22 protein-coding genes are annotated in these 25,593 nt (G+C 37.9%); 16 read left to right on the top strand and 6 right to left on the bottom strand.

Annotated elements, in window-relative coordinates; translation table 11 throughout:
• Window positions 1–5: 5 nt before the first annotated feature.
• The 4 genes from priA to nadC all read right to left on the bottom strand — a co-directional run bounded on the left by priA (window position 6) and on the right by nadC (window position 4,971).
• A complete protein-coding gene (gene priA, locus ACFSR3_RS14675) occupies window positions 6–2,453 on the bottom strand; it encodes a replication restart helicase PriA (RefSeq protein ID WP_379822033.1) in 2,448 nt (815 codons plus the stop codon).
• A 284-nt stretch (window positions 2,454–2,737) separates the two neighbouring features.
• On the bottom strand, window positions 2,738–3,166 hold the full coding sequence (locus ACFSR3_RS14670) for a DUF2147 domain-containing protein (RefSeq protein WP_114759315.1): 429 nt from the start codon (window positions 3,164–3,166) through the stop codon (window positions 2,738–2,740).
• Window positions 3,167–3,187: 21 nt separating this feature from the next.
• Window positions 3,188–4,114 (bottom strand): YihY/virulence factor BrkB family protein, encoded by a 927-nt coding sequence (locus ACFSR3_RS14665; RefSeq protein ID WP_379822032.1) that lies wholly within the window; start codon window positions 4,112–4,114, stop codon window positions 3,188–3,190.
• Entirely contained in the window at window positions 4,114–4,971 is an 858-nt protein-coding gene (gene nadC / locus ACFSR3_RS14660; protein WP_379822029.1) for a carboxylating nicotinate-nucleotide diphosphorylase, read from the bottom strand. Before nadC ends, ACFSR3_RS14665 begins: the two co-directional genes overlap by 1 nt.
• A gap of 179 nt (window positions 4,972–5,150) precedes the next feature.
• Between nadC and ACFSR3_RS14655 the strand changes: the two genes are divergently transcribed.
• The 6 genes from ACFSR3_RS14655 (at window position 5,151) to ACFSR3_RS14630 (ending at window position 8,862) form a co-directional block, all read left to right on the top strand.
• On the top strand, window positions 5,151–6,572 hold the full coding sequence (locus ACFSR3_RS14655; RefSeq protein ID WP_379822028.1) for a hypothetical protein: 1,422 nt from the start codon (window positions 5,151–5,153) through the stop codon (window positions 6,570–6,572).
• Window positions 6,573–6,794: 222 nt separating this feature from the next.
• Complete coding sequence (locus ACFSR3_RS14650; protein WP_379822026.1) at window positions 6,795–7,142, top strand: hypothetical protein; 348 nt, start codon at window positions 6,795–6,797, stop codon at window positions 7,140–7,142.
• A 2-nt stretch (window positions 7,143–7,144) separates the two neighbouring features.
• Window positions 7,145–7,345 (top strand): ArsR family transcriptional regulator, encoded by a 201-nt coding sequence (locus tag ACFSR3_RS14645; protein WP_379822023.1) that lies wholly within the window; start codon window positions 7,145–7,147, stop codon window positions 7,343–7,345.
• Between the two features lie 44 nt (window positions 7,346–7,389).
• Window positions 7,390–7,857, top strand: a complete 468-nt coding sequence (locus ACFSR3_RS14640) for a hypothetical protein (protein WP_379822021.1) — start codon at window positions 7,390–7,392, stop codon at window positions 7,855–7,857.
• Window positions 7,858–7,974: 117 nt separating this feature from the next.
• Entirely contained in the window at window positions 7,975–8,328 is a 354-nt protein-coding gene (locus ACFSR3_RS14635) for a hypothetical protein (RefSeq protein ID WP_379822019.1), read from the top strand.
• Window positions 8,329–8,373: 45 nt separating this feature from the next.
• Window positions 8,374–8,862: a hypothetical protein gene (locus ACFSR3_RS14630; protein ID WP_379822017.1), complete on the top strand. Its 489-nt coding sequence runs from the start codon at window positions 8,374–8,376 to the stop codon at window positions 8,860–8,862.
• Here ACFSR3_RS14630 and ACFSR3_RS14625 read toward each other — a convergent pair.
• Together ACFSR3_RS14625 and ACFSR3_RS14620 are read right to left on the bottom strand one after the other, a co-directional pair.
• Entirely contained in the window at window positions 8,859–9,767 is a 909-nt protein-coding gene (locus ACFSR3_RS14625; RefSeq protein WP_379822016.1) for a bifunctional metallophosphatase/5'-nucleotidase, read from the bottom strand. The genes ACFSR3_RS14630 and ACFSR3_RS14625 overlap by 4 nt on opposite strands.
• 2 nt (window positions 9,768–9,769) lie before the next feature.
• Window positions 9,770–10,549, bottom strand: a complete 780-nt coding sequence (locus ACFSR3_RS14620; protein ID WP_379822014.1) for a 5'-nucleotidase C-terminal domain-containing protein — start codon at window positions 10,547–10,549, stop codon at window positions 9,770–9,772.
• Window positions 10,550–10,599: 50 nt separating this feature from the next.
• Between ACFSR3_RS14620 and ACFSR3_RS14615 the strand changes: the two genes are divergently transcribed.
• The 10 genes from ACFSR3_RS14615 to ACFSR3_RS14570 form a co-directional block, all read left to right on the top strand.
• The gene (locus ACFSR3_RS14615; RefSeq protein ID WP_379822013.1) at window positions 10,600–11,118 is read left to right on the top strand and encodes a DUF6913 domain-containing protein; all 519 of its coding nucleotides are present in this window, start codon (window positions 10,600–10,602) and stop codon (window positions 11,116–11,118) included.
• A 1-nt stretch (window position 11,119) separates the two neighbouring features.
• Window positions 11,120–11,998, top strand: a complete 879-nt coding sequence (gene dapA / locus ACFSR3_RS14610) for a 4-hydroxy-tetrahydrodipicolinate synthase (RefSeq protein WP_114759325.1) — start codon at window positions 11,120–11,122, stop codon at window positions 11,996–11,998.
• Window positions 11,999–12,031: 33 nt separating this feature from the next.
• Complete coding sequence (locus ACFSR3_RS14605; RefSeq protein ID WP_114759326.1) at window positions 12,032–12,544, top strand: ferritin; 513 nt, start codon at window positions 12,032–12,034, stop codon at window positions 12,542–12,544.
• Window positions 12,545–12,697: 153 nt separating this feature from the next.
• A complete protein-coding gene (locus tag ACFSR3_RS14600; RefSeq protein WP_114759327.1) occupies window positions 12,698–13,504 on the top strand; it encodes an outer membrane protein assembly factor BamD in 807 nt (268 codons plus the stop codon).
• A 7-nt stretch (window positions 13,505–13,511) separates the two neighbouring features.
• Window positions 13,512–13,829 carry a DNA-directed RNA polymerase subunit omega gene (locus ACFSR3_RS14595; protein WP_114759328.1) on the top strand — a complete coding sequence of 106 codons (318 nt, stop codon included), beginning with the start codon at window positions 13,512–13,514 and terminating at the stop codon, window positions 13,827–13,829.
• A 7-nt stretch (window positions 13,830–13,836) separates the two neighbouring features.
• Complete coding sequence (gene coaBC, locus ACFSR3_RS14590; RefSeq protein ID WP_379822012.1) at window positions 13,837–15,048, top strand: bifunctional phosphopantothenoylcysteine decarboxylase/phosphopantothenate--cysteine ligase CoaBC; 1,212 nt, start codon at window positions 13,837–13,839, stop codon at window positions 15,046–15,048.
• The gene (gene porD, locus ACFSR3_RS14585; protein ID WP_379822010.1) at window positions 15,041–15,931 is read left to right on the top strand and encodes a type IX secretion system protein PorD; all 891 of its coding nucleotides are present in this window, start codon (window positions 15,041–15,043) and stop codon (window positions 15,929–15,931) included. The genes coaBC and porD overlap by 8 nt, the downstream gene beginning before the upstream one ends.
• A gap of 120 nt (window positions 15,932–16,051) precedes the next feature.
• Window positions 16,052–17,704, top strand: coding sequence for a DNA repair protein RecN (gene recN, locus ACFSR3_RS14580; protein ID WP_379822008.1), 1,653 nt, complete (start codon window positions 16,052–16,054; stop codon window positions 17,702–17,704).
• 64 nt (window positions 17,705–17,768) lie between these two features.
• A complete protein-coding gene (fabV, locus tag ACFSR3_RS14575; RefSeq protein WP_379822006.1) occupies window positions 17,769–18,959 on the top strand; it encodes an enoyl-ACP reductase FabV in 1,191 nt (396 codons plus the stop codon).
• Between the two features lie 302 nt (window positions 18,960–19,261).
• Window positions 19,262–25,593, top strand: a 6,332-nt coding sequence (locus ACFSR3_RS14570) for an Ig-like domain-containing protein (protein ID WP_449267421.1), incomplete at its 3' end; no start/stop codon positions are given.

Below are 25,593 nucleotides of genomic sequence, written 5' to 3'. Positions count from 1 at the left end.
GTCTTCTAATATGGGTCTACATTTATGGTTACTCTTACAGGTCTGTACTGTGGCACGGCTTCAAAGCTGGAAAGTGTTCTTTCAATATTCTTTTTAGTATTACCCAACGGCATACCTCCGGGAATTTTTATCATTATAGTGCGGATGTATTCATTCCTTATCCTGTTAATGCCGGGTTCTTCCGGGCCCAGTACCGGAACACCAATATTCTGAGTAAGCACATTATAGAGCCATAACGCACTGTCTTTTAATTTTTCATAATCCTTATGACGTAAAGTGATTCTTATAAGTCTGTAAAAAGGAGGGTATTTAAAGTTGTGTCTTTCGTATACCTGTTCTTTGTACATCGCTGTATAGTCATTGGTGGTAACCTGCTGAATGATATTGTGCAAAGGATTATACGTCTGGATGTAAACTTTTCCTCTGACGTCTTTTCGTCCTGCACGTCCTGCAACCTGTACCATCATCTGATAGGCGCGTTCAAACGCCCGGAAATCAGGTTGGTATAGCATATTGTCGGCATTCATGATGCCGACCATGCCAACGTTGTCAAAATGCAGTCCTTTGGCAAGCATCTGTGTACCGACCAATATATCTATCTCACGGTTTTTAAAAGAGTCTATTATCTTTTCATAGCCATGCTTGCCCCGGGTAGTGTCCTGATCCATTCGCCACGAATTCTTATTCGGGAAAAGTGACTTCAGTTCCAGTTCAATTTGTTCGGTTCCAAAACCTTTGGTGTTAAGGTCGGTGGAATGACATTTATGGCAATTGGTAGGATTGGCAATATTGTAACCGCAATAATGGCATCGCAGCGCATTCTTGTATTTGTAGTAGGTAAGACTTACGTCGCATTGTGGACATTGCGGAACGTGGCCACATGTCATACATTCTACCCACGGAGAAAATCCTCTGCGGTTCTGGAATAGTATGACTTGTTTTCCATTATATAGGGTTTCGGCAATCGCATCGATCATCTCATCACTGAAATGTCCGGTCATGCGTTTGCGTTTGTATTTATCTTTAAGATCTATTAATATAATTTCAGGAGGCATTACGTTGCCAAAACGTTCCCTTATTTCAACATAACCGTACTTGCCATGCGAGGCATTGTAATAGGTTTCTATACCCGGAGTTGCCGAGCCCAGCAATACTTTTGCCTGAAGGGCGTTGGCTAAAACTATTGCCGCATCGCGGGCATGGTATCGTGGAGCAGGGTCAACCTGTTTAAAGGTTTGTTCGTGCTCTTCATCAATAATAATAAGTCCTAAATCAGAGAAAGGCAGGAATAAAGCTGATCGCGCTCCGATTACAACTTTAGCTTTCTCCGATCCCGCTAATACCTGTTGCCAGGTTTCCACACGTTCGTTGTTAGTATATTTAGAATGGAAGACCGCTACCTCATTGCCAAAATAAGCGGTTAACCTTACGACTAACTGGGTGGTAAGGGCGATCTCGGGTAACAGGTAAAGTACCTGTTTTCCGGTGGCAATGTATTCTTCTATTAGTTTTATATAAATTTCTGTCTTACCGCTGGAGGTAACTCCGTGTAATAGTGTGACATCCTTTTGCGTAAAACTCGTTTTTATTTCTTCAAAAGCCTGCTGTTGTTTCGGGCTTAGAGCAAAGCCAGCTTCGTTAGACCCTTCAAATTGAACGCGGTCTTCTTCGAGGTGATATTCTTCAAAAATGCCTTTGTCAATCAGGGACTTTATTACTGCTGCAGTTGTACCGGCTTCGGTAAGCATTTTAACTGAGATTGCTTTCTTCTCGGTAGCCTGTAGCTGAAAGAACTGCATAACGGCCTCACGTTGTTTTTGGGCACGTGAGAGTAACTCCATGAGTTCGCTTAGCTGCTCCTGTTGCATGAACTCTTCCTGCAAACGGATGTAGCGAATGGTCTTAGGTTTGTATTTTTCATTTATTTCCTCCTGAAGCGATACGGCATTTTTTGCAATCATCCTGTTAAGGACCGGTAATACCGTTTTTTTATTGAGTATCGAAACCACCTCCTGCACTTTTAGTGCCGATTGCTTTTGCAATGCTTCGTAAATAAGGTATTCGTCATCTGATAGCTCTTCATCCTGAACATTGAAGTCGGGGCGTGAAGAGATGATGGTTTCGCTTTCCAGAAGGAAGCTACTGGGCATGGCACTTTTGTACACTTCACCAATATTGCACATGTAGTAAGAGGCGATCCATTGCCAGTGGTCAATCTGTTTTTGGGTAACCAAAGGGTAGTCATCCAGTATTTGATGGATGTCTTTTGCTTCATAAAGTTGTGGAGGAGTCTGGTGTTTTGTGAGTACCAGTGCTGTATATATTTTGTTTCTTCCAAAAGGAACTGCTACGCGCATACCTGTCTGTAAAAAGGCATATTCAGCCTCATTAACGGAGTAGGTAAAAGATTTGGCAAGTGCCAGTGGCAGTACAACTTCTATGAAAAAAGGCATATACAGGATTTGAACTACAAATATAAGATTTTTTGTGGTTGTCAGTTGTTAGTTTTCGGTTGTCGGGCTGATTGGTTTCCCTTCCCTCGGAGGGGTGCCCGCAGGGTGGAGTGGTTGATTTTAATAACTTGATAAATCCCACCCCGGCTTTCAGCTACCCCTCCGGAGGAGGGGAATGCTCACTCTTGTGCATAAAAAAACACCTCCGTAAGGAAGTGTTTATATATTCTGTATGATTTCCGGCTGAGTGGTAACTCGAAACTCTAAACCCGGAACTCAGTAACTTATTTAACTCTGTGCCACGTTTGAGAACGACCAAGCAGGGAAATACCCATATAACCGCGTACGCTAAGTTTGTCTTTACCGTCCAGTTTTATGGTACAGCTGTATAGTTTACCTTTGTTAGGGTCAAGGATGTCACCATCGGTGTATTCGTCACCATCTTTGGTAAGTCCTTTGATTATTATAAGATTAAGAATTGGCTTTCCTTTATCGGAGCCTGAACATTTATCGCATTTAGCGTCTTTTTTGGCAGGATTAAGGATCTCAACTACTTTACCGTAGATTTTCCCGTTCTGCTCGTAGATCTCTACAATAGATTTTTCTTTTCCGGTTTCGTCGTCAATGGTCTTCCATCGGCCTGTAACCTGCGCACTAACAGACATAATGCCTGCTACAACAACGAATAAGAATGTAAAAATTGCTCGTTTCATAAAAATGCTTTTTAGTTTTTGTTAAATATATAAATTTTTTCGTTTTAATTTATGAATAAGCGCGTTTAATTCGAAGCCTAACAACAGAATAAAACAGTTTATCCATATATAAAGCATTAATACAAGGAGCGTGCCAATAGATCCGTAAAGCTGGTTGTATTTGGCAAAGCGTAAAACGTAAATTCCAAATCCATAGGAGGTTAATCCGAATAATACCGTGCTTAAAACCGACCCATAACTAAAGAAAGCAGCGGTACGGGTTTCCTTTGCTGCGTATTTGAACAATAGAGAGGTTATGGTAAGCACCATTAATATAAGGATCGCGTAACGGCCAAATTTCAGCAGGTAAACATCATCACTTAAAAAGCCCCTGGATATTAAACTATGAATAACAACCTCGATGGTTACAATAGACGCTACAGTAACTATTAGCAGTACAGCAAAGAAAAGGGACAGCCCTATAGCGACAGCATATTGTCTGAAGTAAGTTCGTTTTATGGTAATATGAAGGCTGCTCTGAAAGCCACTTAATATGGCATTCATACCGTTGCTCATAAGGAGTATGGCAAAAAGGATACCGAAGGATAACAATCCGCTCTGACTGTTACTAAGGATATCTTTAAGGATGCCTTCAATCGCGCCATAGGTGTTGGGAGGAACATTGTCGGCTACAAATTCCATGAAATCAGCCTCAAAACCTTCAAGAGGAATGTATGGAATAAGATTCAGCAGGAAAAGCGCAAATGGAAACAGCGACATAAAAAAGCTGAATGCAATTGCTCCGGCACGATAAGAGATATCCCCTTTGATGATGCCGGTTATGTACAGCTCCAGAAGATGGTAAAGGGTAAGCCCTTCGCCAAACGGGATCTTGATGCTTTTGCCGAAACGTACAATATGCTTAACAACGGGAATCCGCTCGAGTTTATGTTCCAGTTCTATTGACATTAAAATGCTTTTAGGCTAAGGTCCATATTGTAGATAGAATGCGTCAGTGCGCCCGAAGAGATGTAATCAACACCGCACTCGGCATAGTGGCGCATTGTCTGCTCGTTAATACCTCCCGATGATTCCGTTTGGCAGTAATCACCAATAAGTGCAACAGCTTCGCGGGTCTGATTGTAATCAAAATTATCAAGCAATATGCGGTACACACCCGGATTCGAAATGATTTCACGTACTTCCTCCAGATCACGCGCCTCAACAATGATCTTAAGGTCAAGGTTGTTCACTTTAAGGTATTCCTGAGTTTTTTGTATGGCAGGAGTAATACCTCCGGCAAAGTCGATATGGTTGTCTTTAAGCATTACCATGTCGTAAAGCGCAAAACGATGGTTTTCACCGCCGCCAATTTTCACGGCCCATTTCTCGATCGCACGGATGCCCGGCGTGGTCTTGCGGGTATCAAGCACTTTAGTGCCTGTGCCTTCCAGTAGTTTTACATAGCTGGCAGTTTTGGTAGCAATAGCGCTCATACGTTGCATGGCGTTAAGTACCAGCCTTTCGGCTTTAAGTATGCTTTGCGACGACCCCGAAACGTGAAACGCCACGTCGCCGTGGGTTACCGGAGTACCGTCGTGTATAAAAACTTCTATTTGTAATTGTGGATCTACATAGTTAAAAACCTGTTGGGCAAAAGTTACCCCGGCAAGGATACCGGTGTCTTTAACCAGCAGTTTTGCTCTTCCTGTAGCCGAAGCCGGTATACAGGCCAGTGAGCTGTAATCGCCGGGGCCTACGTCTTCACGGATGGCATTGACGATAATAAGCTGTAATTCGTGCTGAAATTGGGTTTCAGAAATCATTGTAATTATTTAGTAGGGCTAAAATAAGGTTTTTTTTGGAAATGGGGTTTTATTTAACGGAGAGGTTTTGAGAGAGAAATATACCTATTGATAGGGATGTTTTCGTGTTAAATTTTTGTTTATGTTTCGAACAAATTTCTTTTGAATGTATTGTTTGTTACTAATTTAAAATTGAAATAATGGAAAATAAAGACGATAATGTTATACAGCCAAATTTTAGAGCTGAAATAAATACTTTTATAAAACACATAGAGGCACAAGCTGATATTGTTCCGTTGGTTATGAAACTTTTGAGTGTCAAAAGAGTTCAGGAATCCAAACATGTTCAAAAATTTATAAAAGAAAATGGCTTAATAGAAGAAGGTAGTTTAGAAGATGAAGATGATAACGATCCTGAAAATAGCAAATCGGAGAAAACAGTTAAGCTTGTTATACCTCCCGAAAAAATTAAAGTTTTTCTTGAATTGACCGATGTAGTTGAAACTACTAATTTAGCATATAGTCTTCTACCTATAAATTTTGTAGTTTCATTTGTGAGTCAGTATGATTCTTATTTAGGAGGCTTAATAAGAACTATGTTTGTGGCACAACCTGAATTGTTAAATTATTCAGAAAAAAATATTCTATTTTCCGAATTAATTAAGTTTACTTCAATCAATGAAGCTAGGGAATTTATTGTTGAAAAAGAGGTTGAGTCTGTGCTCCGTGAGAGTCATTTGAAACAATTTAAATGGTTAGAAAATAAATTAAATATTCCTCTCAGGAAAGATTTACCAAGTTTTAGCGATTTCATTGAGGTTACAGAAAGACGAAATCTTTTTGTGCATTGTAATGGGATTGTTTCGAGGCAGTATTTAGAAGTCTGTAGGGAAAATGGTGTTGTAAATTCTGAGAAAAATGTTATTGGTGAAAAGTTAACTGCGGAACCAGATTATTTTTCTAAATGTTATGAAGTGTTATTTGAAATCGGTGTAAAATTAGGGCATGTTATTTGGAGAAAATTACGTCCTGATGATTTATTAGAAGCAGATGTTCATTTAAATGAAGTATGTTATCAGCTTTTAAATAAAGGGCACTATACATTGGCAATAAATCTGTTAAAATTTGCCACTGACACTTTGAGAAAACATCATGATCAAGAAATAGTTTGTGTGTTTACAGTTAATAAAGCGTTAGCTTATTATTTGTCTGATAATAGGGAAGAATGTACAAAAGTTTTAAATGCACACGATTGGTCTGCAACAAATGATAAATTCAAATTAGCAATTCATATTTTGAGAGAAAATTATGAATCTGTATTAGATACAATGAGGTCTATAGGTGATAGCAATAAACATATAACCAAAGATTCGTATAGAGAATGGCCTCTTTTTAGTAAACTCCGTAAAAGGGATGATTTTAAAGAAGTTTATAAAGATATTTTTAAGGAAGACTTTATTTATTTAGAATCTAAACCAAATACTTTAGAGGATATTTTATCGGAAATGAATAAATCAAATCATGAAGAAAAGATACAAAAGGTAAATAAAATTTCAAATGAGGTAAAAAAAGCAACTCCTTTAAAAAAAGCAACTCCTGTGAAAAAACCGAGATCGGCCTAATATAATTTTATGTTGCTGCCTTTTCTTATGACTATCTTCCATTCTCTTAGCCGGCGCGAGCATCCTGCTCGTGCCCACAATAAAAGACACGAGCGTGACGCTCGCGCTAGCTTGTTGTTTTGTTTAACTGATAGATTTTGGTAGGGGATGTTTTGGTGTAAAAAAATGTTTAAATTGCTTTTAGAATTATTGAAAACTAAATATTACTTAATAACTTTTTTTATGGAAATAAATGAAAGAATAAGGCTTAATCAATCTTTTTTGATTGCTGAAGATGGCAAATTTTTAGGAAAGTTGTCATTAAGCAAATATGATTTAGAATCTATATCTAATGATTATGGTCTATATGGTAGTAGATATTCATTGTCTTCAATAAAGAATCCCTATGGTTTGTATGGTAGTATATATGGTTTACAAAGTCCTAATAATCCTTATTCTTTATCACCTCCTCATATATATTTAAGAGGAGTTAAATGTGGGTATTTGACAAAGAATAAATATAAATTAGGAAATAATCTTGATCCCGATTCACTTGATAGTTGGATGAAAAGAAATAATCTTAATTATTGAACATGTCCACATCTCATAAACCTGCAAAAATCTGTTATTCGCATCTGGGCGGTAAGCTTGGTACATTGCTTTTGGAACAGTTTATAGAAAAGCAATGGATAGCTAAAGAAAAGCCCGGCGATAAACACTATTATATTACACCACTTGGTGAAAAGGAGTTTGCTAAACTGGGTATTGATTTGTCACAGATTAAGGAAGAATAGATTCTCATTCTTCGAAATGACGGAGAAATCTCTATATTTACCCCATGCAAGATTTACTCAAAGAAGAAGAATTTATAAAACCCAAATACAATCCGTGGCGATTGTTTGTAAAGTTTTACGGTATAGCCATTGTGCAGGTCATGTTGTTGCAGGTTATAACATCTTTTTGGCTGACTAATCTTAATGGTGTTGTATTGTTTCTGGTTTTTCTGCTGCTGCCATTGCTTATGGCGGTAGTTATGTTTACGTCTGACAGCAATAACTTTTTTATTGAGCGAAAAGTAAAGATACTGGCTTTAACAGGGTTTGCTTTAAGCTATACTATACCTAACCTTGTTATAAACATGGTTAAGATTGTTTTTGTACGGCCATCTTTTTCATCTATTGATCTCTATGCGTTGTTGTGGTCCTGTGTTGTGTATTTTGTAATTGAGCTTTTATTTTCCTTTGGAGTTATTTACATGGCTTCTGCTTTAATAAAGCGAAGGAGTAAGGTTAATGTGAAAGAATAATTCGACTTATTAACAATATTAACAGCTTTATTGTTCATAACTGTCATTAAATTGTTAATAACGGTTGTTTGTTAAGATTTTATTAGTATTTTAGAGCACCATTAAAATCGTTACACTATGAGGAACTACTACTTTATTGTATTGCAGCTCCCGGAAAGTTGTAAGTCGGGATTTGAAGATGTACTGAAGGAAACTGAAAACTTTTTGGCAAAGGCGGCTCAAAGCGTCGCAGAAAAAGAAGCAAAATTGCTAAGTATGCGCTGCGGCGATACAGGCTCCTGCGAAGACCTTCGCAACCACTTAGAAACCACTACTGATTTTAACACCTATCTGCTGCTCGAGATCCCTCTTGAGGAATATGAAGTACACGAAGCTATTATTTTTGAGAAAGCAGCAGAGATTCTTTATACCGGTACCGAAGCTGAACTTATTGATAAAGACGAAAGGTTTGAACTGATTACTGCGGCATAGTATTTTCAAATTTACACTATCGAAGCAAACTATTATATTTGTTTCATGGAAGATCTATTAAAAGAAGAAGAATTTTTAGTTCAAAAAGACAATTATAATCCGTGGAAGGGGTTTGTAGTGTTTTATGTTATCACTATCTTTTTATTTCCTTCTTTATATGTATTTAATAAGTATGTAAGTAATATAAAAACAGATAATATACAATTTGTATTGTTTTTTTTTGTTGCTCCTGTTTTGCTTGTCTTAGGATTATTTTTTAGCAATCGTAAAGTTATATTGTTGCCTTTTAAAATTGTAGTTTTGGCTATTGAACTATTGATGCTTGCTTATTTTTGTTCGTATTTTTTAAGTATAATTATTGATAAAGGATACGTTGCGGCAATGCAGGATAAAGGCGATTTAATCGCGGCATTGATTTTTCTTGGAATTTTTTTTGTAGAAGGATTAGTTATATCATTATTACTATCTCCTATTATTAAAATATTTAAAAAGAGAAGATCTGCTATTGACATTAAAAAGCATGATAATCTTTAAACCACAATCGTCTTCCCTTTAGATGACATTTTTCCTTCTTCAAAATAAAAGTCTATCCTGCCAAGGTTAAGTCCGTAACAGCCTACCTGGTTTACCAAGACTTCTTTGCCTTCGGTATTTTTTTCGATATAAGGCTTGGTAAGGAAAGTGTGGGTATGTCCTCCAATGATAAGGTCAATATCTTTGGTGTTGCGTGCCAGGGTAAGGTCGGATATTTTAGAGGTTTCGTCCTTATACATAAATCCAAGATGAGACAGGCATATCACTAAATCGCATTTTTCATGATGGCGAAGCGTACGTGCCATATCCTGCGCTACACCAAGCGGATCGTTATAAACGGTTTCCTGATAGTTTTTCTTTTCTACAAGTCCGAACAGTTCAATACCTAATCCGAATACGCCTATCTTAATACCGTCTTTTATAAAGATCTTATAAGGTTTTACCAATCCGTCGAGAATGGTATTCTTAAAATCATAATTTGCTGATACGAAGTCAAACTTTGCGTGAGGTAATTGTTTTTTAAAACCTTCAAGGCCGTTGTCAAAATCATGGTTGCCCATTGTTGCCAGGTCGTACTGCATCATGCTCATGAGTTTGAACTCAAGCTCTCCACCATAAAAATTAAAGTAGGGTGTACCCTGAAAAATATCTCCGGCATCTAAAAGCAGGGTATTGGGGTTTTCCTGCCTGATTTGTTGTATTACCGCCGATCTTCTTGCTGCACCGCCTAAATTAGCATATTTAGGATCATCGGCAGGGAAGGGGTCAATATGGCTGTGCACGTCATTGGTATGCAGTATCGTTATTTTTTTTACAGTAGGCGCGGCAAAACTGCTCAGTGATAATCCGCCCATAGCCAATGCTGAAGCAGCAGCTGTTTTTTGTATAAAGTCCCTTCTGTTCATGGCTATTTGATTATTATATGTTGGGTGGTTATTACCGGCAGGGTATCAGTCTCTTTAAAATAATCTATATATAGGTCACGCAATTTATAATTAAGGTCGTAGATACCTTCATTGGTTGCGAAAAACTGCATATTGTCGCCACCGCTTATCAGGTAATCTATTGAAGCGATATAGTAGGTTTGCTCATTTTCTAAAGGTTTGCCCTGTATGGCTATCGCGGTAACCTGATTCTCTGAGTTAAGGGTTATGGTTATCCCTGCCAATGGATGTGGCCTGCCTTCACGGGCGATATAGGCGGCCATCTCACGAATTTGCATTCCTTTCAGGGCTACAACTTTCAGGCTGTTTTCGAAAGGCATGATTTCGTAAGCGGTTTGTTGTGTTACGGGACCTTTTGGTATGATGGAACGGATGCCTCCATGATTGAGCATACAGGCGTCTATGTGTTTTTTTTCTGTAGCATAGAATAATTTGTCGGCTCTTTTAAAAGTTGCTTCAGCAAGCATATTGCCAATTGTTGTATTCCACTTACCTTTGCTTTTGTCAAATGTTTCGGGAGCGTAAGAAATGACTGCGCTTAAAGCCTTTGTGATAGTGTCTCTATAGGGAGAAATGTAATTTTCTATGGTATTATCCTGCGATAATGTTGCATTTATGCTTGTTTTTGATGCTTCTACACGGGTATTATACAGTCCGGCAGTGCTACAGGCTATAAATAGTGGTATTGTTAAAAATAAAACAAACCTCTGAAAGGCTGTGTTATACTTTCTTGCTAATGTCATTGTGATGACCGTTATTTGAATTAATTTTGTAATCGACAAGTAAAAGTACTATGTTTTTAAAGTTTATTAAAGATTTTGCCCTTAAAAAGATAATTAAGAAAAGTTTAAGCGGGTATAAACCCGTTGCAGATTCAGAGATTATTAATTCGGTCGGGATCCTTATAGATGAAAGTTATTTTTCTGATAGAGAAAGTCTTATATCCGATTTGGTTGCCAACGGTATAAATGAAGAAAATATTAAGACGCTTAGTTTTAAAGAGCGTGTAAAGAAGAAGGAAGTAATAGAGTATTGTCATTATACTCGCAGGGATATATCGGCATCCGGTGTGTTTACAAAAGAAGATGTGGCGGAATTTATAAATAAGCCGTTTGATATGCTTATCAGCTACTATGATATTGAAAAAGCACCTTTGCTGCTGGCAACAATAAAATCGAAAGCGAAATTTAAAGTAGGTTTTGCCAGTGTAGACAAACGCCTGAATAACTTTATGATAAGCAGTCAGGTAGAAAAACATGCTGAGTTTATCTCAGAATTAATTAAGTATTTAAAAATCCTAAATAAAATTTAACATGCAGTCATTAACAGGAACGGGCGTTGCGCTAATTACTCCGTTTAAAAAAGACTTTTCAGTAGATGTTGAGGCACTGGAAAGAATCGTGAACTATCAGGTAGATGGTGGTATAGACTATCTTGTGGTATTAGGTACTACAGCAGAAGCTGCCACTCTTACCAAAGATGAGAAGGAACTTGTTATAAAGACCGTGTTAAAGGCAAATGCTGGCAGGCTGCCTGTGGTGCTTGGTGTTGGCGGAAACAACACTGCTGAAGTTGTTGAAGAACTTAAAACGCGTGATCTTTCAGCTTTTGCTGCTATACTTTCGGTTTCTCCTTATTATAATAAGCCAACACAGGAAGGGATTTACCAGCATTTTAAAGCAGTTGCCGAAGCATCTCCGATTCCTGTAATCTTATATAATGTTCCGGGACGAACAGCAAGCAATATGCTTCCTGCTACGGTTATCCGTCTTGCAAACGATTTTAAAAATGTTGTGGCAATTAAAGAAGCAGCTGGAGACATTGTTCAGGCCATGAAACTAATTCAGGGATGTCCAAAAGACTTTCTTGTAATCTCAGGTGATGACATGGTTACGCTTCCAATGGTTCTTGCCGGTGGAGCAGGGGTAATTTCTGTAATTGCAGAAGGCTTTCCTAAAGATTTCTCTGATATGGTACGTCTTGGGCGTGAAAGAAAAGTTGATGAAGCGTACAAACTACATTATAAACTAGCCGATGCTATCGATATGATTTTTGAGCAGGGTAACCCGGCGGGCATTAAATCGGTATTCAGTCATTTAGGACTTTGTGAGGATGTTGTAAGGCTTCCTTTAGTAACTGTTAACGAAGATTTAGCAGGCAGATTGGGTGATTTTGTTAAAAAAATCAGTTAATTTGTATAGATAACAACACTAAAACAGTTTACTATGCTATCGGATAAAATGCAGGCAGCGCTCAATGAGCAGATTAGAATGGAAGCAGAGTCTTCCCAGATTTATTTAGCTATGGCTTCATGGGCTGAGATTAAAGGTTTTGAAGGTATTGCACTTTTCATGTTCAGACAGTCTGACGAAGAAAGATTGCATATGCTTAAACTTTTGAAATATGTAAACCAACGCGGAGGTGAAGCTGTTATTTCTGCTCTTGAAGAACCAAAACTGGATTATTCTTCAATCAGGGCGCTATTCAGGCAACTTTACGAACACGAAGTAAAAGTTTCGGCAAGTATTAATGAACTTGTTGATATTGCACTTACAAGCAAGGATTATGCTACGCATAATTTCCTTCAATGGTATGTCTCTGAGCAGATTGAAGAAGAAGCAAGTGCTAAGGTAATTCTGGATAAAATTGATCTTATCGGAGATGATAAAGGAGGTCTTTATCTGTTTGATAATGATATGAAAAATTTTACAGCTACATCGCACGATATTGTGCAATAAATAGCATAAAAATAAGTTTTAAGGAAGATGCCTGTTAAAGGCATCTTTTTTTATGGTCATTAGACTGTAAAAAAGATTTTGTATTCAATAATTATTAACTAATTTTGCAGTTGCTTTTAAAACAGCCGCTGCTTTGCAGCATAACTAACTAATATGACAAGATATTTTTATATACTTTTTTTTGCATTAGCACTTACATCGTGTAGTGAGTTTCAGACAGCCCTTAAGAAAGACGATGTTAAGATGAAATATGAAGTAGCTGAAAAGCTGTATGAAAAAGGTAAATATACTAAAGCTATACGCCTTTTTGAACAGATAGCTCCTTCATACCGAGGTAAGCCTCAGGCAGAAAAAATGTTTTATATGTATTCTCAGGCATTGTACAAGACAAAGCAGTATTATACAGCAGGTTATCAGTTTGAAAGTTTTACGGCTGGATATCCAAGAAGTGAGAAAGTAGAAGAAGCGGCATTTTTAGGTGCTAAAAGCTATTATATGCTTTCACCTGTATATTCTTTGGATCAGGTTGATACTTATAAAGCTTTGGATAAACTTCAGAGTTTTGTAGATAATTATCCTAATTCGCAATACATGGCAGAAGCTAATGCACTTGTAAAAGAATTGAGAGATAAGCTTGATAAAAAAGCTTTTGAGATTGCAAAACAGTACAATACGATTTCGGATTATAATGGAGATCATAATGCTGCGATTAAAGCGCTGGATAATTTTATTATAGATCATCCGGGAACTATATACAAAGAAGACGCTTTGTTTTACAAATTTGATTCTTCTTACCGTTTGGCAATAAACAGTATATGGACAAAAATGGCTGAACGTTTGGAAGCAGCGAAAGTTAATTACAATGCGTTGGTTAAATTTAACCCGCAAACAAAATACAAAGATCAGGCAGATAAGATGCTTGCCAGAATAGATACTGAATTACAAAAATTTTCTAAATAAACGAGTCATGGATTTAAAGAAAACAACTGCTCCGGTTAACACAATTACCTATAACAAGAATGTAATTGAAGAGCCTACAGGTAACGTGTACGAAGCAATTACCATTATCGCGAGAAGAGCTAACCAGATCAATACTGAAATCAAAAAAGAATTGATAGAGAAGCTTGAGGAATTTGCGACTTACAATGATAGCCTTGAGGAAATTTTTGAAAACAAAGAACAGATAGAGGTTTCTAAGTTTTACGAAAAACTTCCAAAGCCCCATGCTTTGGCTGTTCAGGAATGGCTAGAGGATAAAATATCTTACAGAAGAGAAAATAAATAATTACAGTATGTCTGTTTTAAGCGGTAAAAAAATTTTACTCGGCATTTCCGGGGGTATTGCCGCATACAAAACAGCCTCGCTGGTAAGGCTTTTTATAAAAGCAGGCGCTCAGGTGCAAGTCATTATGACGCCTGCTTCTAAAGACTTTGTTACACCCCTTACATTGTCTACTCTTTCCAAAAATCCGGTTCATTCTTCTTTCTTTAATGAAGAAGATGAAAATGCGGTATGGAATAACCACGTAGATCTGGCACTTTGGGCCGATCTTTTTCTAATTGCTCCGGCTACAGCCAACACACTTTCTAAAATGGTTTCGGGCAACTCGGACAATCTTTTACTTGCAACATATCTTTCGGCTAAATGTCAGGTTTATTTTGCCCCGGCAATGGATCTTGATATGTACAAACATCCGTCTACTTTATCTAGTTTCAATGCTTTACAGTCATTTGGGAATATCATGATTCCGGCTGAAAGCGGAGAACTTGCCAGTGGTCTTTCGGGTGAGGGCAGAATGGCGGAACCTGAAAATATTGTTGCCTTTTTAGAAGCTGATCTTGAAAGTAAATTACCTTTGCGAGGAAAAAAAATACTGGTAACTGCTGGTCCGACATACGAACCGATAGATCCCGTACGTTTTATAGGTAATCATTCTACCGGTAAAATGGGGTTTGATATTGCTAAAGCGGCCGCCGACGAAGGGGCTGAGGTTATTTTGGTTACGGGGCCTACTCATTTAAAGATGTCACATTCATCTGTAAAAGTGGTTAATGTAACATCTTCGGAAGAGATGTATCATGCCTGCCATGAATATTTTGCCGATATGGATACTGCCGTTGCAGCAGCTGCAGTTGCTGATTACAGGCCTAAATATGTAGCTCCGCAAAAAATTAAAAAGAGTGACAGTAACCTTACTTTAGAGTTAGAGAAAACAAAGGATATACTTTCTTCGCTTGGTGAAAAGAAAAAAAATCAGTTTTTAATTGGTTTTGCTCTTGAAACTGAAAATGAAATTGAGAATGCAAAACTGAAGATTAAGAAAAAAAACTTAGATTTGATTGTTTTAAATTCTCTTAATGATGAAGGAGCAGGTTTTGGTAAACCTACTAATAAAGTAACCTTCATAGATAAGGATTTTAACGAAGAGCCTTTGGAACTTAAAACGAAAGAAGAAGTTGCGCAGGATATTATAAATAAGATTAAAACGCATTATAATGTATAAATGGCTAGTGGCGGTATTATTTATGTTTGGCTCAGTGGCAAATGCCCAGGAGTTGAACTGTACTGTTAAGATTAATTATGATCGTGTTACTGATGCTAATACGCAGATTTTTAAAACACTTGAACGTGCACTGACTGATTTTGTAAACAATACACGTTGGACCTCAAGAAATTTTGAAACAAATGAGCGTATTGAGTGCTCAATGATTATCAATGTTTCGGGTTATGATGCGCCTGGTTTTACAGCTACGTTACAGGTTCAGTCTTCAAGACCGGTTTATAATTCTACTTATTCTTCTCCTATCTTTAACTTTAACGACAAGGATTTTAATTTTAGGTATAACGAAGGAGATAATCTTATTTATAATCCAAACAGCGTTGATAGCAATAACCTTGTTGGTGTAATTGGTTTCTATGCTAATATAATTATTGGTTTAGATGCAGATTCTTTCCAAAAAGGAGGCGGCACTGAATACTATAAGGCAGCCCAAAATCTTGCTAGTCTTGGCGCCGGTAGCGGTTATAAAGGATGGGGGCAACAAGAAGGAACTAACCAAAACAGGTATTTTCTTGTAAATGATCTTTTATCAAATACATTTACACCTTTCAGAGATACTTTGTATGAGTATCATTTTTTAGCTCTTGATAAAATGGCAGACGACCATAAAAAAGCAAAGGAAGAAGTGATAGCTTCTTTAAAAACTTTAGCCAAAGTACAAAGTGTTCGTCCAAATGCTTTTTTGACCAGGGTGTTTTTTGATGCAAAGTCAGACGAAATTGTTTCTATGTTTTCAGGAGGGCCTACAGTAACTTTAACTGAACTTTTAGAGAACTTAAATAAACTCTCGCCTACCAATGGTTCTAAATGGAGCCAAATACGATAGATTATATGTGAGAGTCGTCCTAAATATATAGCCTGCACTTATTGCAGGCTTTTTTATTTGCATAGCTTTTATTCTTATTTATTGTTAAATGTTATATTTGTATAGTATTATGTAAACAACATGTTGCAAACACTCCATATTAAAAACTTTGCTCTTATTGAGCATCTTCATATCGATTTTCCGGATAAGCTGTCTACTATTACTGGTGAAACCGGTGCTGGTAAATCTATTTTATTGGGCGCATTAGGTCTCGTATTGGGTAATAGGGCAGATCTTTCATCGTTAAAAGATAAAGAGCAAAAATGTGTGATAGAAGCACATTTTGGTATTGCCGACTATAATTTACGAGAATTCTTCGAGGAGAATGATATGGATTATGAAGAGGTTACTATAATTCGAAGAGAAATTTTACCATCAGGTAAATCACGTGCCTTTGTAAATGATAGCCCGGTTAATCTTCAGGAACTTCAGGAGCTTGGTGGTTATCTTATAGATATTCATTCACAACAGCAAACACGTGAACTTTCTGACGAGCAATACCAGATACAAATAATAGATGCGATAGCGGGTAATACCGTACTTCTTGAAGTTTATAAAAAGCAGTTGGCAGCTTACAAATCAATTAAGTCGCAATTAAAAAAACTTCAAGAGCAAAAAGAGGCTTTGTCTAAGGAACAGGACTACAATTCATTTCTCTTACAAGAATTACTTTCTGCAAATCTTAAAGACGGAGAGCAAACAGAACTGGAAGCCGAGTTGGAGAAACTAAACAATGTTGAGTTTATTAAAGAATCGTTAGGGAAGGCGTTAGCTATAGCTAATGAAGAACAGATAGGTGTAATTCAGAACCTTAAAGAGATTAAAGCTGCTTTGCAAAAGATCAGTGGCCTTTCACCAGAATATTCGGGGTTCTTCGAAAGAATTAATAGTCTGCTTATCGAGTTTGATGATATCGCAGACGGACTTTCGGAAACTTTTGAAAAACTAACAGATGATCCTGAAAGACTTGAGTTGGTTAATCAAAAACTCCAACTGATATATACATTAGGGAAAAAGCATCAGGTGTCAACTGTTGATGAGCTGCTTGCTATACAGGAATCTCTGGATGGTAAGGTTGTTCTTGCTGATGAACTGGATGGAACTATTGATAAACTGAATGGGGAAGCTGAAGTGATAAAAGGGCAAATTGATGAGACGGCTATAAATATACATGAAAAACGTAAGTCGGCCATTCCGGTACTCACAGAGAGTATAACAGCTATATTAGCTCAGTTAGGCATGCCAAATGCACGTTTTAATTTTGAAGTGAGCCTGTCGGAAACTTACCATAACAATGGCAAGGATGCTGTTAGCCTCCTGTTTTCAGCAAATAAGGGGACTGATTTCGGTTTGCTTAAAAAAGTAGCTTCAGGTGGTGAGATGTCAAGAATCATGCTAGCAGTAAAAGCGGTTTTAGCATCTTATTCTAAACTGCCTACTATTATTTTTGATGAGATTGATACAGGTGTTTCCGGAGAGATAGCGCATAAAATGGGTGATATCATGAAAGCTATGAGTAATGGAATGCAGGTAATGGCCATTACCCACTTGCCTCAGATTGCGGCAAAGGGTAATCAGCATTATAAAGTGTTTAAGTCAACTCAGGGTGAAACTACGGTATCGGAACTTAAAAAATTAAGCCATGAAGAGAGGGTAAGAGAGATAGCAGAAATGCTTTCAGGAAAGGATATATCAGAATCAGCCTTAAAGCATGCAGAAGCGTTGCTCAACTAAAAAAACGCTTTATCTTTGCGTTCCACAATAAAACAAACTAATAGATAATAATACCATTACAGATATGATTATTGAACCAAGAATGAGAGGATTCATTTGCCTCACTGCCCATCCTGAGGGAGCTGCGCAAAATGTAAAACAACAAATAGCATATGTAAAGTCTAAAGGAGAAATAAACGGGGCTAAAAAAGTACTTGTTATAGGTGCTTCTACCGGTTTTGGACTTTCATCAAGAATTACCAGTGCTTTTGGTAGCAACGCAGCTACTATAGGTGTATTTTTTGAGAAGCCTGCTTCTGAAGGAAAAACAGCTTCACCGGGTTGGTATAACTCTGCTGCTTTTGAAAAAGAAGCACATGCTGCCGGACTGTATGCTAAAAGTATTAATGGTGATGCCTTCTCTAAAGAAGTAAAACAAGAAGTAATCGATCTTATAAAAGCGGACCTTGGTCAGGTTGATCTGATTGTTTATAGTCTTGCTTCACCTGTTCGTATGCATCCTGAAACAGGTGTTTTACACCGTTCGGCATTGAAACCTATCGGACAAACGTTCTCTAATAAAACAGTAGATTTCCATACTGGTAAAGTTTCTGAAGTTTCTATTGCTCCGGCAGTTGAAGAGGATATCGAGAATACTGTGACGGTAATGGGAGGTGAAGACTGGGCAATGTGGATTGATGCTCTTAAAGCAGCAGGTGTACTTGCTGATGGAGCACTTACAGTTGCTTATTCTTACATTGGGCCTTCATTAACTGAGGCTGTTTATAGAAAAGGGACTATTGGAAGAGCTAAAGACCATCTTGAGGCAACGGCTTTTGAGATTACTGATAAACTAAAAGATATTCATGGTAAAGCCTATGTTTCTGTAAACAAGGCTTTGGTAACTCAGGCTAGCTCTGCTATACCGGTTATTCCTTTATACATTTCGTTATTGTACAAAACAATGAAAGAAATGGGGCTTCACGAAGGTACTATTGAGCAAATTCAGCGATTATATGCTGAAAGGCTTTATACCGGAGGTGATGTGCCATTAGATGATAAAGGAAGAATAAGAATTGATGATTGGGAAATGCGTGATGACGTTCAGGCTAAAGTAGCTGAACTTTGGAAAGAGGCTGATACCGATAATCTTGCTCAGATTGGTGATCTTGAGGGGTATAGAAAAGATTTTTATAACCTTTTTGGTTTTGATTATTCAAATGTTGATTACAAGGCTGATACTAATGAAATGGTAAATGTTGAGAGTATTAAATAATGCTTGTTAAAAAAAAATAAAAAATATTGATATTCTGACAAAAAAAGCCCTTAAATAGGGCTTTTTTTTATTTATCTATATAATTGTCTAGTGGTCAGATAGACTTTTGTTATAAATTTAACTTTAAAACCTTAATTAATTGTCAATTAATTAATGCTAACCTGAAATTATCTTGAATAAAATGTAATAATTTATTGGTATTGTATATTTTTTTTTAAAAATATCACTAGTTGTTGTGTTTCTGTTATATGTGTAACTAATTTGGCTATTTTTATTGACTTTTAATTAATTAATCATTTTTTATGAAAAAAATTACTTTACTAATCGCTTTTATGCTGTCGTTAGTCACGATGGGATATGGGCAGACAGTACTGATTAACCCTGCGGGCGATGGTGGTTTTGCCAATGGTACCACATTTGCAGCAAACGGTTGGACAGCAGCAAACTCTGCCAATAATCCATGGGTAATTGGCACAGCAGCTGCTACTGGTTCCATAACCGGAAATGCAGCTTATGTTTCAAATTCAGCAGGTGCAACGGTTAACTACACTACTTCTACGCCGGCACTTAACTATTTTTACAGGGATATAACTATTCCTGCTGGAGAAACTAAAATTATATTAACTTTTAATTGGACAGCTACCGGTGAATCTGACTGGGACAATTGGCAGGTTTTAACAGCTCCAACTTCAGTAACACCAGTGAGTTCAACTGCCATTACTGGCAGTTTTAGTAGCACTCCTATACCAAGTGGTATTACCGGTGCTGCTTCTGTTGGTTTTGGTTCTCCTCAAACAGGGGTTCAAACAGCAACACTTATATTGCCAACTTCATTGGCAGGAACAACTTTCAGATTAATATTTTCTTGGAGGAACGATGATTCTTTTGGTTCTTCGCCAGCAGCAGCTATTGATAATATATCATTGACTTCAGCTGTGCCGGGCAACTTTATTTCAATAGCTTCAGGTAACTGGTCTTCTCCATCTACTTGGAATCTCAATTCAGTTCCTACAAATCAGGACATAAGCGTAACTATTGCAGCAGGTCACACGGTAACTTCTGATGCTTCTGCTCAAACTGCACCGACTACAACAGTAAATGGTACACTTACATATGGATCTTCTTCTGCATCCTTAGCGATTACTGGTAACCTTACCGTAAATTCAGGAGGTATCGTAAATGCTTATAATGGGACAACAGGAAAAGCATTAACTGTTTCCGGAAACCTTGTTAATAACGGATCAATGGATTTTTCTATTGGTTCAACATCAGCGGGTAACCTTACGCTTAATGGATCTGCGGTGCAGACAGTTTCGGGTACTGGTTCATTCGTAAATAACATGATAAGGAATCTTGTGTTTAGTAATACAAACACAACTATTCCGAATATTAACTGGCAGTTTAACAATATTAGCGTTGACTACAACCTTAATATTACTAACGCCAAGATTAACTTAGGTGCTAATAAGCTTACTTTCGGTACAAGTGCTACATCTGCTGGTAATACCTTTACTGTAACAAATGGTGGTTTTATGCCAGGAGGTAAATTTGCAAGATGGTGGAGTTCTTCAGCAACGGGTTATACTACTTCAGGACCTTCTTCTATAGCGACAGGTTCAGGAGGAAGATATCCATTTTATACGCCGGAAGGATTACAAAGAATTTTCTATATAGGAAGAACTACTCCAACTGCTGGAGGTGTGTATGCCGTTACATTTAACAATGTAGCTGGATTAACTACTGGTTTATCTATAGTAGATGGAACTTATACGGTTACTGACAGAACAAACAGTAATTTTGTTGTAACAACTGAAGGAAATGCTCCTGCTGAGGCTTCTGCATGGGTAACAATTTTTGCTCCGGATGCTTATTATCCTATTAATGGTAATAGCCGTTTAGTAGGGCAATCTGCTGCATTAAGCGGAACAAATGTTGCAACAACTGTACTTCCTGCTGTACAGCGCAGCGGTGTTAGTAGTGCTGATTTGACTGCTGCAACAGGATTATACATGGGAGTTAATACTGCTGATATTGCTGTTACAGCTATAGCAAGTGGTAACTGGGATTCACCTTCTACCTGGAATAAAGGGGCAGTGCCTGTATGTACAGATTTGGTAAGTATTGCCTCAGGGGTAAATGTTACAGTAAACTCAGCGGGTAACGTTGCTAAAAACGTTACGATAGGTTCTATGGGAACATTGACTGTTGCTTCCGGTGATCTTACAGTAGGTTGTACACTTAAAAATAACAACTTTACAAACAATGGTACTTTAACAGTATCAGGTGGAACTTTAAACATTAACGGTAATATGGCTCACACCGCGGGTTCTACTTTTAACCAAAGCGGCGGTGATATTAATGTAGATGGTAATGATGGCGGTGCTACTGCAACATCAGTTGCATCAGGAACAGCAATTGTACAAGTTAGTACAAACCTTATTAACTGGACTGGAGGTAACTTAACAATAGTTGACCCTCACGCAAATTCAACAAGCACTTATTCTTTCCAATATAGTGGTGCTAATGTTGATGTTACTTCAGGTACACATACACTTAGATTTGGTAATGGTACTTCAACCGATGCAGGGGGAAGCGCAACATATGGTTTCCGTTACTATGTTTTCCAGGGTTCTGGAAGATTAACATTTAACAATATTGTAGTTAATGGTGGTGCCGGAACAAATCGTTTTGTTTCTAACGGTGGCTCACATGGTATAAATGGAGATTTAACCATAAATGCAGGTTCAGAATTCAGAGATACAGGAAATACTATATATTTGTCTAAAAACCTTGTTAATAATGGAACTTATATAAGTACAGGAACTTTATATGCAGGTTCATTGCTTAATGGTACTGCCGGAGTAAGTTCAAATGCACAAACAATCTCAGGGACAGGTACGTTTGCAAATAATGCTACTCCAGCATCTGTTACAGCTAACCTAAGCTCAATGAATGTTAACAACACAAATGCTACAGGTGTAACACTAAGTTTGCCATTGTCATTAAGTGGAACTCTAACTTTAACAGCAGGTAAGGTAAATACAACTACAGCAAATTTACTTACTGTAGGTACTACTACTGCAGCGGGAACAGTTACAGGAGGTAGTGCTACTGCTTATGTTAGTGGTCCGTTAGCAAGAACAATTGCTTCAGCAAATGCTAATACTAACTACATTGCATTCCCGGTAGGAAAAGCAGCTTATGCACCTATTTCACTTGCGCCGGCTACAACTGCGGTAACTGTTATGAAAGCTGAAGCTTTTGATACTAATGCAGGTACGATGGATCCTTCAATTATCAATCTTGCTGCTAACAGAAGATGGGAAGCTCCGGTTGTGTCAGGAACAGTTACTAATCTTAATGTTAGACTAGGTGATGCTAATATTACTGCAACTAAAATACCGGTGCAGGCAACAACTGCTGCCGGTGCTTATGCGGCTGCTTTTGGAAGTGTAGCAACTTATACTGCTGGTACACCTAATACCACAACTTCTAATACAGTTATTACTACTGCTAATTATACAGGATTCCTTTCTTTTGCAGATTCTAATTCATGTTCAGGTACACCTACTCCGGGTAATACTATTGCTTCTGCAACGAATATCTGTCAGGGAACTACAGTTAATTTCTCAGTTCAGAATGGTACTTCTGGTTCAGGTGTAACATATCAGTGGCAAACGTCTCCTGATAATGGTACTTATACTGATATTTCAGGTGCAACTTCAACTACATATTCTGCTGCGCCTACTGCATCATTATATTACAGGTTAAAAGTTACTTGTGCTTCAGGACCTTCTATAGGTTATTCAACTCCGGTGCAAATTACTTTCCCTAATAGTGTAACTGCTTCTACAGGAGCTACAAGATGTGGTGTTGGATCTGCTGCAATATCAGCTACTCCTAGTGCAGGAGCATCAATTACATGGTTTGATAGTGCTACAGGTTCTAATATTATAGGTGCAGGAAACAATCTTACTACCCCTGTAGTAACGGCTACTACATCTTTTTATGCGGCTGCTGAAACTACATCTGCAGGAAATATTACAATTGGAAGTGCAACTACTCTTACAACTGATACGCAACAACCAACAGCGTTCTGTAACCGTTGGGGTGGATATAGAATGCAGATTTTATATTCAGCCGCTGAGCTTTATGCTATGGGCTTAAGAGCTGGTAACATTACCTCAATTACATTTAATACCACTACTGCTGGTGATGGTTTAACAAATGATAACTTTACAGTTAGTATGGGAGCTGCTACAGGTTCTGCTATTGGAAGCACTACATTTGTTACTAGCGGACTTAATGTAGTATATGGTCCTGTAACACATACTCATACAGCTTCTGGATTACAGACTATTACTTTCAGTACTCCATATTCTTGGAACGGAACTTCTGGAATATTATTAGAAGTAAGCCACAATGGAGCTAACTTAACTAATAATGCTCGTACATATTATACAGCAACAACTGGTAATACAATTCTTTATGCAACATCATTAACAGCTACTACTGGTACATTGAGTACAAGCAGACTGAATGTGATATTTGCTGGTCAGGTAGGATGTTCTTCGGCAAGAGTTCCGGTTACTGTTACTGTAAACCCAGCTCCGGCATTAACATTAAGTGGTAATCCGGCTGTGATTTGTGAAGGTAATACAACTGCGCCGGTTACAATAACATCGGGTGCAGCTAGTTATGATACATATACATGGTCTCCTTCTACAGGGGTTTCAGGTTCTGCTGCAACAGGCTGGACATTCAACCCAACTGCTACCACTACTTATGTTTTGACTGCTACACAGTCTGGAGGAACTATGTGTGCGGCTGATCCTATATCAGTTCTTGTATCTGTTAATTTAAAGCCTTCAGCTGCAATTTCTCTTCCTTCTGCACTTACTGCTTGTCAGCAATCGCCTCAGGCAATTGTGCTTACAAATGCAGTAGGTTCTCTAAATGCTGCTTTGGGTAATGGAACAACAGCACCCGATACTACATCATATCCTAATCCATTCAGTGCTTTCTATGGCGGTACTAAAACTCAAATTTTATTTACAGCCGAGGAATTGAGTGCACAGGGGTTAATGCCTGGATCAACTATTAATACATTATCATTTGACTTCAATGCTTCAGTAGCATCAGCCCTTAATGATTTCAGGATTAAAATAGGTACAACTACTAACACTACTACAACTGCTGGTTTTGTAGCATCAAGTTCTCTAACTACGGTTTATAATGCGTCTTATACTCCTACAGCAGGTACAGTTGGTTTAGTACCATTTGCATTAACTACACCTTATATCTGGAATGGAGGTAATCTTATTGTAGAAGTAGCTCATAATCAGGGTAACTTTGGTAATGGATCAGGAACTACTACTAATACTACAACAACTTCTTTTAACAGTGTTTACACAGGTGCTAGTGATAGTGTTACCCCAGCAGGTATGACCAGTTTTGATGCTCTTACAAGCTGGAGTATTAGTTCTGCTTCTACTTCAAGGCCAAATGTAGTGTTTGGATATAATCCTAATAACACAGTTGTATGGTCTCCGGTAACTAATCTTTATACAGATGCAGCAGCAACAATTGCTTATTCTGGACAAAGTGTAGGTACAGTATATACTAAACTTAATAGTAATGCAACATATACAGCAACGGTTACTAACTCTTTAGGTTGTTCAAGAGTTAAAACAGTTGATGTAACTGTAAGTATTGTTGCTGCTCCGACAGTTCCTGCCGCTACTCAGGATATATGTAATGCAGGTACAGTGGCTGATCTTGTTGCAACCGGAACAGCAATTAAATGGTATGCTGCTGCAACAGGTGGTACGGCTTTAGCTTCTACAACCGCTCTTGTTAATGGTACTACTTATTACGCATCACAAACTGTAAGCGGATGTGAAAGCTTAGCAAGAACAGCACGTACAGCCAACATAACTGTTGTTGCTGCACCAACTATCGCTAATGCTAACCAAACATTCTGTAATGCAGGTACAGTGGCTGATCTTATGCCAAATGATGCTTCAATCAAATGGTATGCTGCTGCTACAGGTGGTACAGCGCTAACTTCAACTACAGCTCTTGCAAATGGAACTACTTATTATGCTTCTCAAACCGTTGGTGGTTGCGAAGGCCTTTCAAGAGGTGCTGTAACAGCAACTGTAAATGTTATTGCTGCACCAGCAATATCTAACGATGATCAGGTATTCTGTAACAATGCAACTATTGCTGACTTATTACCAAATGGAGCTGAGATCAAATGGTACAATGTTGCTACCGGTGGTACAGCATTAGTTTCTACAGATGCCCTTGTAAGCGGAACTACTTATTATGCTTCTCAAACCGTAAACGGATGTGAAGGTTTACTAAGAGGTACTGTAACAGCTACAGTACTTGTAACACCGGCTCCGATTGTTGATAATACTGCTCAGGTATTCTGTAATACAGCTACAGTCGCTGACCTTATGCCAAATGATGCTTCTATCAAGTGGTATGCTGCCACTACCGGAGGAACTCCATTACTGGCTACTGAAGCGCTTGTAAGCGGAACGTCTTACTTTGCTTCTCAAACCATTGATGGTTGTGAGGGTCTTATCAGGACTGAAGTTACAGCTACAATAAATGTAACTGCTGA

It is taken from the genome of Flavobacterium suzhouense (genome assembly GCF_042684765.1).
Lineage (GTDB): Bacteria > Bacteroidota > Bacteroidia > Flavobacteriales > Flavobacteriaceae > Flavobacterium > Flavobacterium suzhouense.
This window is presented reverse-complemented; position numbering and strand designations above follow the sequence as displayed.

Excerpts from the sequence above, each read along its gene's own strand:
- ACFSR3_RS14655 (WP_379822028.1), top strand. The coding sequence starts at position 5,151 with ATGGAAAATAAAGACGATAATGTTATACAGCCAAATTTTAGAGCTGAA.
- ACFSR3_RS14650 (WP_379822026.1), top strand. The coding sequence starts at position 6,795 with ATGGAAATAAATGAAAGAATAAGGCTTAATCAATCTTTTTTGATTGCT.
- ACFSR3_RS14640 (WP_379822021.1), top strand. The coding sequence starts at position 7,390 with ATGCAAGATTTACTCAAAGAAGAAGAATTTATAAAACCCAAATACAAT.
- recN (WP_379822008.1), top strand. The coding sequence starts at position 16,052 with ATGTTGCAAACACTCCATATTAAAAACTTTGCTCTTATTGAGCATCTT.
- fabV (WP_379822006.1), top strand. The coding sequence starts at position 17,769 with ATGATTATTGAACCAAGAATGAGAGGATTCATTTGCCTCACTGCCCAT.
- ACFSR3_RS14665 (WP_379822032.1), bottom strand. The coding sequence starts at position 4,114 with ATGTCAATAGAACTGGAACATAAACTCGAGCGGATTCCCGTTGTTAAG.
- porD (WP_379822010.1), top strand. The coding sequence starts at position 15,041 with ATGTATAAATGGCTAGTGGCGGTATTATTTATGTTTGGCTCAGTGGCA.
- priA (WP_379822033.1), bottom strand. The coding sequence starts at position 2,453 with ATGCCTTTTTTCATAGAAGTTGTACTGCCACTGGCACTTGCCAAATCT.
- ACFSR3_RS14620 (WP_379822014.1), bottom strand. The coding sequence starts at position 10,549 with ATGACATTAGCAAGAAAGTATAACACAGCCTTTCAGAGGTTTGTTTTA.
- ACFSR3_RS14635 (WP_379822019.1), top strand. The coding sequence starts at position 7,975 with ATGAGGAACTACTACTTTATTGTATTGCAGCTCCCGGAAAGTTGTAAG.
- ACFSR3_RS14595 (WP_114759328.1), top strand. The coding sequence starts at position 13,512 with ATGGATTTAAAGAAAACAACTGCTCCGGTTAACACAATTACCTATAAC.
- ACFSR3_RS14670 (WP_114759315.1), bottom strand. The coding sequence starts at position 3,166 with ATGAAACGAGCAATTTTTACATTCTTATTCGTTGTTGTAGCAGGCATT.
- ACFSR3_RS14600 (WP_114759327.1), top strand. The coding sequence starts at position 12,698 with ATGACAAGATATTTTTATATACTTTTTTTTGCATTAGCACTTACATCG.
- ACFSR3_RS14605 (WP_114759326.1), top strand. The coding sequence starts at position 12,032 with ATGCTATCGGATAAAATGCAGGCAGCGCTCAATGAGCAGATTAGAATG.
- nadC (WP_379822029.1), bottom strand. The coding sequence starts at position 4,971 with ATGATTTCTGAAACCCAATTTCAGCACGAATTACAGCTTATTATCGTC.
- ACFSR3_RS14625 (WP_379822016.1), bottom strand. The coding sequence starts at position 9,767 with ATGAACAGAAGGGACTTTATACAAAAAACAGCTGCTGCTTCAGCATTG.
- ACFSR3_RS14630 (WP_379822017.1), top strand. The coding sequence starts at position 8,374 with ATGGAAGATCTATTAAAAGAAGAAGAATTTTTAGTTCAAAAAGACAAT.
- dapA (WP_114759325.1), top strand. The coding sequence starts at position 11,120 with ATGCAGTCATTAACAGGAACGGGCGTTGCGCTAATTACTCCGTTTAAA.
- ACFSR3_RS14645 (WP_379822023.1), top strand. The coding sequence starts at position 7,145 with ATGTCCACATCTCATAAACCTGCAAAAATCTGTTATTCGCATCTGGGC.
- ACFSR3_RS14615 (WP_379822013.1), top strand. The coding sequence starts at position 10,600 with ATGTTTTTAAAGTTTATTAAAGATTTTGCCCTTAAAAAGATAATTAAG.
- coaBC (WP_379822012.1), top strand. The coding sequence starts at position 13,837 with ATGTCTGTTTTAAGCGGTAAAAAAATTTTACTCGGCATTTCCGGGGGT.